Genomic DNA, 10,931 nt, shown 5'->3' with positions numbered 1-10,931 from the left:
TTCGAAACTGAAACGCAAACGCCGGGAAAGAAATATGCTACAGGTGTTGTCGAGCGCGTGGCCGCTGCTGCTGGGACTGTTGTTGCTGATGGTGGGCAACGGGATGCAAGGTACGCTTCTGGGCTTGCGCGGCGCGTACGAAGGTTTTGGGACCTTCGAGATGTCCATCGTGATGTCCGCTTATTTCCTTGGTTTCCTTGGCGGATCGCGCATGGCGCCAGAGATGATCCGTCGCGTTGGTCACGTGCGTGTCTTCGCGGCGCTGGCTTCGATGGTGTCGGCGGTCCTGATCCTCTATCCGGCGATCACCGACCCTTGGGCGTGGACCGTGGGTCGCGTGGCGATCGGCTTTTGTTTTTCGGCTGTGTATGTGACCGCCGAAAGCTGGCTTAACAACACCACCACCAACGAAACACGAGGGCAGGCGCTGTCCCTCTACATGATTGTGCAGATTTTCGGCCTCGTTGTGGCGCAAGGTCTGGTGAACGTCGGCGATGTGGCGGGCTATTTTCTGTTCGTCATCCCGTCGGTTCTGGTTTCCTTGTCCTTTGCCCCGATTTTGCTATCGATCAACCCGACGCCCGCGTTCGAGCGGACCAAGCCGATGACGCTGCGCCAGCTCTACGACATCTCTCCGCTGGGCTGCGTTGGCATGTTCCTGCTAGGTGGTGTTTTTGCTGCCCAGTTCGGTATGGCTTCGGTCTTCGGGACAGAGGCGGGGCTCAGCACTGCCCAAATTTCGATCTTTATCTCGGTGTTTTTCGCAGCAGCGCTTTTGGTGCAATATCCGATTGGCTGGCTGTCCGATCGCATGGACCGCCGCCTGCTCATCGTGATCCTTGCGACCATCGGGGCGGCAGGCGCTATTCTGGGAATGATCGTTGGTACCGACTTTTTCTTGCTCTTGGTGTCGGCCTCGCTGATCGGTGGGGTGACCAATCCGCTCTATGCATTGCTCTTGGCGTATACCAACGACTACCTGGAACTCGAAGATATGGCTGCCGCCTCTGGTGGTCTGGTTTTCATCAACGGTTTCGGTGCGATAGCCGGACCTGTTATCTCTGGTTGGTTGATGGCGCAGTTAGGGCCAAACGGGTTCTTTGTGATCCTTGCTGTGCTCATGGTGATGCTTGTGGGCTATACTGCCTACCGCATGACTGTACGCTCGGCACCCGCACGAGAGGAGTACAACTCCTACGCGCCGGTCTATGCGACAGCGACGCAACTGGCGGTCGAAACCGCGATGGAAGAATCCAGCGCGCACCCCGTCGAAGAGAAGTGATCCTGATGCAACGCTCTCTGCTTGCATCAGGATGTTATAAATTGTGACTGTCCTCTCCACCCAACCTTACGTAACGATTTTATGTAGCGTTGAGTGGAGGGCATACGGATGACACCGCAAAGAGTATTAGAGTTCTGGTTAGACGAGGTGGGCCCCAAAGGCTGGTACAACAGTACCGAGTCTCTGGACGCCGAGATCCGAGACAAATTTTTTGACATCTGGACCGAAGCGGCTGAGGGCGCATATGGTCTATGGCTGACCTACCCGACGGGGGCTCTGGGCTACATCGTGCTGCTGGATCAGCTGCCGCGTAACATGTTTCGTGATGACGCAAGGGCCTTTGCGACCGACTTCCCCGCCCGCGCTGCGGCCAAAGTCGCCATCGATCATGGCTGGGATATGAAAATCCACGAGCCTGCACGCCAATTCTTTTACCTGCCGTTGATGCATTCCGAGAGCCTATGTGATCAGGACCGCTGCGTACGACTGATGCATGAACGCCTGCCTGAGACCGGTGCAAGTAACCTGCTTCATGCGAAGGTTCACCGTGAAATCATTCGCAAATTCGGCCGCTTCCCCTATCGCAACGCAGCACTCGGGCGGAGCTCGACTGCGGCGGAGACCGAATTCCTAGAAGCGGGCGGCTACGGCGAAATCTTGCGTGAGTTGCAGGAAAAACAACAACTCGAGACTGTCGGCTGACGCCTTTGTTGATGCTCCGTTCAAGATAGTTTAACGTCAAACTAATTCTTGAATCGGAGGAGAGCCAATGGCCGCCAAGGAATTCGATGTTGTCGTGATCGGGGCGGGCCCCGGCGGATATGTTGCTGCAATTCGGGCAGCGCAACTGGGGCTCAAGACCGCTGTGGTCGAACGCGAGCACATGGGCGGGATTTGCCTGAACTGGGGCTGTATCCCCACCAAGGCGCTCCTGCGTTCGGCAGAAGTTTACCACATGATGCATCGGGCCAAGGATTATGGCCTGTCGGCGGAAAAGATCGGCTTTGATCTGGATGCGGTTGTCGCGCGTTCGCGCGGGGTGGCCAAGCAGCTGAACGGTGGCGTTGGTCACCTGCTGAAAAAGAACAAAGTGACCACCATCATGGGCACCGCGACCATCCCCGCCAAGGGCAAGGTCAGCGTCAAGACTGACAAGGGCACCGAAGAGTTGGTGGCCAAGAACATCATCGTCGCCACCGGTGCGCGCGCTCGCGAACTGCCCGGCCTTGAGGCGGATGGTGATCTGGTCTGGACCTACAAGCACGCCCTGACCCCCAAGAAGATGCCCAAAAAACTGTTGGTCATCGGTTCTGGCGCGATCGGCATCGAATTTGCCAGCTTCTACAACACGCTGGGGGCTGACACGACCGTGGTCGAGGTTCAGGACCGCATCCTGCCGGTCGAGGACGCAGAAATCGCAGCATTCGCGAAAAAGGCGTTCACCAAGCAGGGTCTGAAGATCAAAGAAAAAGCCATGGTCAAAAAATTGGACCGCGGCAACGGCAAGGTCACCGCGCACATCGAAATGGGCGGCAAGACCACGACCGAAGAGTTCGACACCGTGATCTCGGCTGTGGGCATCGTCGCCAACACCGGCGGCATCGGTCTGGAAGAAGTGGGCGTCAAGATCGACCGCAGCTTTGCTGTGACCGACGAGTTCTGCCGCACCGGTGTCGAGGGCATTTATGTCATTGGCGACGCGACCAATGGCCCTTGGCTGGCGCACAAAGCGTCCCACGAAGGCGTCATGGTTGCAGAGCACATCGCGGGCGGTCATCCGCACCCCGTCAAGCCAGAGACCATCGCCGGCTGTACCTACTGCCACCCACAGATCGCCAGCGTCGGCCTGACCGAAGAGAAGGCCAAAGCGGCAGGATATAAGATCAAGGTTGGTCGCTTCCCCTTCATCGGGAACGGCAAGGCGATTGCTTTGGGCGAGCCCGAGGGCATGGTGAAAACCGTGTTTGACGAGAAGACTGGCGAGCTGCTCGGCGCGCATATGGTTGGCGCCGAGGTCACCGAGATGATCCAGGGCTACGTGATCGGCCAAAAACTTGAGACCACCGAAGCGGATCTGATGGAGACCGTGTTCCCGCACCCGACCCTGTCGGAAATGATGCACGAGAGCGTCTTGGACGCTTGGGATCGCGCGATCCACATCTGATTTGATCAGATAAGTTTTGGGAAGGGCGAGAGTGGCGCGGGCTGCTCTCGCCCATTTTTCTTTGCGCTGATGACGGTGTTGGCACCGTGAGTATTTTTGCAAAGCAGAAAGCAAAGGGCGTGAAAGAGCGGATGTTCTCAAAAAGTTCTTAACGAATGGTTGGAGACTCGGGCAGGCTGGACTATTTGATAGAGGTCACTTTCTGGGGGTCCGAATGGCCGAGCTGAAGAACATCGAGGTCCGCGGCGCGCGCGAGCATAATCTAAAGAACATCGACGTGGATATTCCGCGCGACCAGCTGGTGGTGATCACCGGTTTGTCGGGGTCCGGCAAGTCCAGTCTGGCGTTCGATACGATCTATGCTGAAGGGCAGCGACGCTATGTCGAGAGCCTGAGCGCCTATGCGCGGCAGTTCCTTGATATGATGGAAAAGCCGGACGTGGATCACATCAGTGGTCTAAGCCCTGCGATTTCCATCGAGCAGAAGACCACCAGCAAGAACCCTCGATCGACCGTGGGGACTGTGACCGAAATTTACGACTACATGCGTCTGTTGTTTGCGCGGGCAGGGACTCCGTACAGCCCTGCGACCGGCCTGCCGATCGAGGCGCAGCAGGTTCAGGACATGGTTGACCGTGTCATGGGCATGGAAGACGGCACGCGGGCCTATTTGCTGGCGCCCATCGTGCGCGACCGCAAGGGCGAGTACCGCAAGGAATTTCTGGAACTGCGCAAGCAGGGTTTCCAGCGCGTTAAGGTTGATGGCGAATTCTATGATCTGGACGAGCCGCCGACCTTGGACAAGAAATTTCGTCACGACATTGATGTGGTCGTGGATCGGATCGTGGTGCGCGAGGGGATGGAGACGCGTCTGGCGGATTCCTTCCAGACTGCGTTGGATCTGGCCGATGGGATTGCCATTTTAGAGACAGCGCCGCGCGAAGGAGAGCCGGAGCGCTTTACCTTCTCCGAGAATTTCGCCTGTCCGGTCAGCGGCTTCACGATCCCCGAGATCGAGCCGCGCCTGTTTTCGTTCAACGCGCCGTTCGGGGCCTGTCCAGAGTGTGACGGTCTGGGTGTAGAGCTGTTCTTTGACGAAAAGCTCGTAGTCCCGGACGAGGATCTGAAGGTCTATGACGGGGCCTTGGCGCCTTGGCGCAAGGGGAAGTCGCCGTATTTCCTGCAGACCATCGAGGCGATCGCCAAGCACTACGAATTCGACAAGAACACCAAGTGGAAGGACCTGCCTGCCCACGTGAAGCAGGTGTTCCTGTACGGCTCTGGCGACGAGGAAATCCAGTTCCGCTATGACGAAGGCGGGCGCGTTTATCAGGTCAGCCGCGTGTTCGAGGGCGTGATCCCGAACATGGAACGCCGCTATCGCGAGACAGACTCAAATTGGATCCGCGAAGAATTCGAGCGCTATCAGAACAACCGGTCCTGCGGGACGTGCCACGGGTATCGTCTGCGTGAAGAGGCTTTGGCGGTAAAAATTGGCGGGCTGCATATTGGTCAGGTGGTCGAGATGTCGATCAAGCAGGCCTATGACTGGTGCAAGACTGTCCCTGAGAGCCTGTCCAAGCAAAAGAACGAGATTGCCCATGCGATCCTCAAGGAAATCCGCGAACGCCTTGGGTTCCTGAATAACGTTGGGCTGGAGTATCTGACGCTGTCGCGGAATGCTGGAACATTGTCGGGTGGTGAGAGCCAGCGCATCCGTTTGGCCAGTCAGATTGGCAGCGGTCTGACGGGTGTTTTGTACGTGTTGGATGAGCCTTCGATTGGTCTGCACCAGCGCGACAATGATCGTCTGTTGACCACGCTGAAAAACCTGCGCGATCAGGGGAACACCGTGATCGTTGTAGAACATGACGAAGATGCCATTCGCGAGGCGGACTATGTCTTTGACATCGGGCCGGGTGCGGGCGTCCACGGTGGTCAGGTCGTCTCGCACGGGACGCCAGAGGCTTTGGCGGCGGACCCGAATTCGGTCACGGGCCAATACCTTAGCGGCGTGCGAGAAATTTCTGTTCCGACAGAGCGGCGCAAGGGAAATGGCAAGAAGATCAAAGTCGTAAAGGCCAGAGGAAACAATCTGAAGGATGTGACGGTGGACTTCCCGTTGGGCAAGTTCGTCTGCGTGAGCGGCGTGTCGGGTGGGGGCAAATCGACCCTGACCATCGAGACCCTGTTCAAGACCGCGTCCATGCGTCTGAATGGCGCGAAACAGGTGCCTGCGCCCTGCCAGACGATCAAGGGGCTAGAGCATCTGGACAAGGTGATCGACATTGACCAGCGCCCCATCGGCCGGACGCCGCGATCCAACCCTGCGACTTATACTGGGGCGTTTACGCCGATCCGCGAATGGTTTTCTGGCCTGCCAGAGGCAAAGGCGCGCGGGTACAAACCGGGCCGCTTCAGCTTCAACGTCAAAGGTGGGCGGTGCGAGGCGTGTCAGGGCGACGGTGTCATCAAGATCGAGATGCACTTCCTGCCCGACGTCTACGTGACCTGCGAAACCTGTAAGGGAAAGCGGTACAACCGCGAAACGCTCGAGGTGCAGTTCAAGGGCAAATCCATTGCCGATGTGCTGGATATGACTGTCGAAGATGCGCAGGGATTTTTCCAGGCGGTGCCGAGCATTCGCGAGAAGATGGACGCGCTGATGCGGGTGGGCCTTGGCTACATCAAGGTCGGGCAGCAGGCGACGACCCTGTCTGGCGGCGAAGCGCAGCGCGTGAAGCTGTCCAAGGAACTGTCGAAACGGTCAACGGGCCGGACGCTGTATATTCTGGACGAACCAACTACAGGTCTACACTTCGAGGATGTGCGCAAGCTCTTGGAAGTGCTGCATGAACTGGTTGAACAGGGCAACAGCGTTGTCGTGATCGAGCACAACCTCGACGTCATCAAAACCGCCGACTGGATCATAGATATCGGTCCTGAGGGCGGCGATGGCGGCGGCGAAGTGGTGGCCACGGGCACACCTGAAAAGGTTGCCAAAGAGCCGCGCAGCCACACTGGGCACTATCTGGTCGACATGCTCAAACCAAAAAAGCCGGTCGCGGCGGAATAAGCCAAACAAAGAAGAATGCAGGCGGGGCAAGGCTCCGCCTTTTTCGTGTCATCATGCTGCCGAAATGGGGTGACAGCTTTGCTCGCGTTGCGAGCGAAGGAGAGTTGATTTGAAAACCTTGTGTGCCGCCGCTGCCTTGCTGTGTGCGGCGACCGGACCTGCCAATGCGGGCCAACCTTTCGAAGAGAGCCTTGTGGAATGTGCGGTTCTGATCGAGCTAATGACTGGGGAACAAACGCCTGTTTCGGGCCAAAGCGCCGAATTGGAATACTTTGTCGGAACCGCAGCAAATATGCGCGCTGAGGCGGTGGGGCGTAGTGACGCCAACTATGTGGAGCGAACTGCCGCCGAAAAGCGACAGGTCTGGCATGATCGCTGGGACGCAGGGCAATGGGACTATCCCGAAAACCGAGAAGATTTGGTGGAGTGGTGGACCTATTGCTTCAAGTTTGCAGAGCATCTTGAGGTCGAAGGTCCGACCCCATTTGATTAGGTGCCCTTGGCGTCATTTACGTGGACAGGTGTTCATCCCAAAGATTGAATACAGTGGGCACGTCGACATCAGGCCTGTCGCCAATGGGATGATCCCGATCAGATAAAGCCAGCCGTAGGCGCCATCGCCATTAAACAAAAAGCCGATCAGAAGGGCCGCACCCACCACGATCCGAAGGATGCGGTCAAGGCCGCCAACATTTTTGGAAAACATAACAAGCTCCTAAATTATATTCTGCATATGGAATATAACATTCAGGAACTTGATGCGCTAGGGGCAGCAGATGCGGCGCTTTGCCCGCTGCTTAGTTCAGCAGGTTTTGCATCGCACCGATCAGCGCCAGCACTTCGCCGGTCTGTTCGTTGATGCGGTAAACGTAACCGTCCGAGACGACGTAATTACCGTCGTTCAACCCGTAGCGATCAGGACGGTCCAGACGGTCGTAGTTGTCGACATGGTCGCCGCGTTGAAAGTGGCCTGTATCATGGCCTTTTTTCGCTTGGCCCGGCGGGACACAGGGCGGGTTCTTTTTGGCGAGGCCTGGAGGGCAATTGCCGTTGCCTGCAGCGAATGCGGTAGGGGCGGCGAACGTCGCGGCCAAAGCAGAGGCGATGATGAGGGCTGTGCGTTTCATGGTGTCATCCTTTGTTGTTCACCTGACTAACGCAAAAGCCGCGAGGCAGTTCTCTCTGCTCGCGGCTTAGTGATGGTTGGTGGCTGTTGGTTCAGGTGCGCGACCGGGTCGAGAACCGCGGCAGCATCGCGCTAAAATCCTTGCCGCTGCCTTCTTCGGTTTCGACAAAGGTTTGGTAAAGCGTTTCGGCCAATTGACCCATGGGCGTATCGGCGTCTGCGCTGGCAGCGGCCTGTTGCGACAGGCGCAGGTCCTTGAGCATTAGGTCCGCCGCAAAGCCCGGCTTGTAGTCATTGTCTGATGGGGATTGCGGGCCGATGCCGGGGGCAGGGCAGTATGCGTTGATGGACCAGCTGGCTCCCGAGGAGGTTGAGACCACGTCGAACATCGCCTGACGGTCTAGGCCCAGTTTATCGGCAAGCGCAAAAGCCTCGCACGTGGCGATCATAGTCACGCCAAGGATCATGTTGTTGCAGATCTTGGCGGCTTGGCCGTTGCCCGAAGGGCCGCAATGGACGGCTTTCTGACCCATGATCTCGAACAGAGGTTTGGCGGTCGCAAAGGCCGCTTCGCTGCCGCCAACCATAAAGGTGAGAGTGCCCGCCGCCGCGCCGCCAATCCCGCCAGAGACAGGGGCATCCAGCGCATCAAGGCCGTTCTCGCGGGCTTGGTCTGACACAGCGCGGGCGCTGTCTACGTCGACGGTCGAACAGTCAAGGAGCACGCTGCCCTTGGGCATGGTTGGAATGACCTCGGCGGCAACAGATTGCAGGATTGCGCCGTTGGGCAGCATGGTAATAACGACGTCTGCACCGGTCGCGGCCTCTGCCCCAGAGGTGGCGTTGGCCACGCCTTCGACCGTGACGCCAGCGGCGTCGTATCCCGTGACCTCGTGACCCGCTTTGACGAGGTTCAGTGCCATGGGCGCGCCCATGTTTCCAAGTCCGATAAAGCCGATTTTCATTCTATCCTCCCATGGGCGCAGGTCTTGGATACTGCCGCGACGCTGCGCCCGATGGATCGCGGAGGGCAATGAGTATTTTCAGCAGAAAGAAGCTAGAAGCGCAGTTCGCTGTCCCCAAGCGGTTCGAGCATTCGGTCAATTTCGGCTTGGGTGAGGTCAGCGGGACTGGCGTGAGTCCACTTTGGTGTGCGGTCCTTGTCGATGACTTGCGCGCGAATGCCTTCGAGGAAATCGCCCTGTTCCTGCGCGCGGTAGGTACAGCGGTATTCCCAGGTCAGCGCATCCTTCAGGTTTGGGGTAGGGCGTTGGCGCCGGATGAGTTGGAGCGATGTCGCCATAGCGAGCGGCGCGTGATGACGTAGGGACTGAAGGGTTTCCTCTGCCAGATCAGAAGAGTTGTCTTCGAGCCGCTGGAACAGGTCCTGTAATGTGCCCGCTGAGAACAGCTCGTCGATCAGGTCCTGCTTTTGCGCCAGTGCGGAGTCTGGCGCGGGGTGCAAGGTGGCCGTCAGGGCGGTGATATCGCCGGTTTCAATCAGTTGCTGCTTGAGCGTGTCCCAATCGCTCTCTGCGATGTAGTGGTCGGCAAATCCTGCGCGAATAGCGTCGCCAGCCTTCATCCGCGCGCCGGTCAGGCCAAGGTATTCCCCGAGGTGTCCGGGCGCTGCAGCCAACAGGGCGGTGCCGCCCACGTCAGGGACCAGCCCGATGCCGCATTCAGGCATCGCAAGGCGTGTTGTGTCGCCGACAATCCGGTGCTGGACGTGGCAGCCAACCCCGACGCCGCCGCCCATGACGTAGCCTTGCATAAAGCTGACGATCGGCTTGGGGTAGGTCGCGAGCCGGTTGTTCATCCGGTACTCATCTGCCCAGAATGCGCGGGCCTCGGCGTAGTCGCCTGCTTTGCTCTGGTGGTAAATGGCGGCAATGTCCCCGCCCGCGCAAAAGGCACGATCGCCCTCTGCATCAATCAGGATGATCTGTACGGTGTCGTCGTTTTCCCAGTTGTCCAAGGCTGCGGCGATGGCTTTGCACATGTCATAGGATAGGGCGTTCAAAGCCTTGGGGCGGGTCAGGGTAATGCGACCGGCACGTCCCTCGATACGGGTGGAAATGTCTGATGTCATCTTTCGGCCAGCAATTGACGCGCCACAATGAGACGCATGATTTCGTTGGTCCCCTCAAGGATCTGATGCACACGTAAATCGCGCACGATCTTTTCAATGCCGTAATCGGCAAGATAGCCATAGCCACCATGCAGTTGCAGACATTGATCCGCAACACGGCTGCCCGCTTCGGTCACGAACTTCTTGGCCATGGCACAGAATTTCGTGGCGTCTGGCGTGCCATGGTCCAGCTTCCACGCAGCTTGGCGCAAAAAGGTACGGGCGGCTTGCAGTTCGATTTCTGCGTCCGCGAGGCGGAATTGCAGAGCTTGGAACTGGTCGATGGATTTGCCAAAGGCTTTGCGCTCGGCCATGTAATTCAGGGTCTGGTTCAGAGCGGCCTGAGCGGCCCCGAGTGAGCAGGCCGAGATATTCAGGCGCCCGCCGTCCAGCCCCTTCATCGCGTATTTGAACCCTTCGCCTTCGGTCCCCAAAAGGTTGGTGGCGGGGATGTGGCAGTCATCCATATGGACCTGACGTGTTGGCTGTGATCTCCAGCCCATTTTGTCTTCGAGCCCGCCATAGCTGAGGCCCGCAGTCCCGTCTTCGATCACGAACGCGGAGATGCCACGCGGGCTGTCATCGCCCGAGCGAGCCATCACGATATAAGCGTCGGAATAGCCCCCGCCCGAGATGAAGGCTTTGGTCCCTGTCAGGCTGTAGCCCTGATCAGTTGCCGTGGCGCGCGTGCGCAAAGCGGCGGCATCGCTGCCCGATCCGGGTTCGGTCAGGCAGTACGAGAACACCTTTTCCATCGAGAGGGCGGCAGGCAAGTAGCGATCGCGCATTTCGTCGCTGGCAAAGCTGTCCAGCATTTTGGCGCACATGTTGTGGATCGATAGGAACGCAGCCACGGATGGGCAGGCCATCGACAGTGCCTCGAACACGAGCGTTGCGTCCAGCCGAGACAGGCCAGAACCGCCGTTTTCTTCGGACACGTATAAGCCGCCAAACCCCAACTCTGCCAGCTGTGGCCACAGCTCTTTGGGAATCGTGCCGTCCCGTTCCCACGCCTGCGCGTGGGGGGCGATGTGCTCCTCCCCGAATGCGCGGGCCATATCGAAAATGGCTTCTTGTTCTTCGGTCAGTGCGAAATCCATGGCGCGGCCTCCCCTCCGGTGCATGAATTGAACATTTGTTCAAAAGTTGCCC

10 protein-coding genes are annotated in these 10,931 nt (G+C 58.3%); 5 read left to right on the top strand and 5 right to left on the bottom strand.

The genetic code is table 11. The features are described from left to right. The first annotated feature begins 34 nt into the window (after window positions 1–34). From AB9K37_RS15390 to AB9K37_RS15370, 5 genes are all read left to right on the top strand, one after another. A complete protein-coding gene (locus AB9K37_RS15390) occupies window positions 35–1,282 on the top strand; it encodes an MFS transporter (RefSeq protein ID WP_369840478.1) in 1,248 nt (415 codons plus the stop codon). A 108-nt stretch (window positions 1,283–1,390) separates the two neighbouring features. Then, complete coding sequence (locus tag AB9K37_RS15385) at window positions 1,391–1,984, top strand: DUF924 family protein (protein ID WP_369840476.1); 594 nt, start codon at window positions 1,391–1,393, stop codon at window positions 1,982–1,984. 67 nt (window positions 1,985–2,051) lie between these two features. Beyond that, window positions 2,052–3,446: a dihydrolipoyl dehydrogenase gene (lpdA, locus tag AB9K37_RS15380; RefSeq protein ID WP_369840474.1), complete on the top strand. Its 1,395-nt coding sequence runs from the start codon at window positions 2,052–2,054 to the stop codon at window positions 3,444–3,446. A 214-nt stretch (window positions 3,447–3,660) separates the two neighbouring features. Continuing rightward, window positions 3,661–6,522 (top strand): excinuclease ABC subunit UvrA, encoded by a 2,862-nt coding sequence (gene uvrA / locus AB9K37_RS15375; protein ID WP_369840472.1) that lies wholly within the window; start codon window positions 3,661–3,663, stop codon window positions 6,520–6,522. 109 nt (window positions 6,523–6,631) lie between these two features. Beyond that, window positions 6,632–7,015 (top strand): hypothetical protein, encoded by a 384-nt coding sequence (locus AB9K37_RS15370; protein WP_369840470.1) that lies wholly within the window; start codon window positions 6,632–6,634, stop codon window positions 7,013–7,015. A gap of 12 nt (window positions 7,016–7,027) precedes the next feature. On the opposite strand, the gene AB9K37_RS15365 is transcribed toward AB9K37_RS15370, so the two are convergent. The 5 genes from AB9K37_RS15365 to AB9K37_RS15345 all read right to left on the bottom strand — a co-directional run bounded on the left by AB9K37_RS15365 (window position 7,028) and on the right by AB9K37_RS15345 (window position 10,879). Then, the gene (locus AB9K37_RS15365; protein WP_369840468.1) at window positions 7,028–7,228 is read right to left on the bottom strand and encodes a DUF2892 domain-containing protein; all 201 of its coding nucleotides are present in this window, start codon (window positions 7,226–7,228) and stop codon (window positions 7,028–7,030) included. 91 nt (window positions 7,229–7,319) lie between these two features. Then, complete coding sequence (locus AB9K37_RS15360) at window positions 7,320–7,649, bottom strand: excinuclease ABC subunit A (protein ID WP_369840466.1); 330 nt, start codon at window positions 7,647–7,649, stop codon at window positions 7,320–7,322. 91 nt (window positions 7,650–7,740) lie between these two features. Continuing rightward, window positions 7,741–8,613 carry a 3-hydroxyisobutyrate dehydrogenase gene (mmsB, locus tag AB9K37_RS15355; protein ID WP_369840464.1) on the bottom strand — a complete coding sequence of 291 codons (873 nt, stop codon included), beginning with the start codon at window positions 8,611–8,613 and terminating at the stop codon, window positions 7,741–7,743. 92 nt (window positions 8,614–8,705) lie between these two features. After that, a complete protein-coding gene (locus AB9K37_RS15350) occupies window positions 8,706–9,740 on the bottom strand; it encodes an enoyl-CoA hydratase/isomerase family protein (RefSeq protein ID WP_369840462.1) in 1,035 nt (344 codons plus the stop codon). After that, window positions 9,737–10,879, bottom strand: coding sequence for an acyl-CoA dehydrogenase family protein (locus AB9K37_RS15345; RefSeq protein WP_369840460.1), 1,143 nt, complete (start codon window positions 10,877–10,879; stop codon window positions 9,737–9,739). The genes AB9K37_RS15350 and AB9K37_RS15345 overlap by 4 nt, the downstream gene beginning before the upstream one ends. Window positions 10,880–10,931: the final 52 nt, after the last annotated feature.

Origin of the sequence: Donghicola sp. XS_ASV15, assembly GCF_041224595.1 — a bacterium.
Classification (GTDB): domain Bacteria; phylum Pseudomonadota; class Alphaproteobacteria; order Rhodobacterales; family Rhodobacteraceae; genus Donghicola.
Note: the sequence above shows the minus strand (reverse complement) of the source record. Positions and strands in the feature narration are given on the sequence as shown.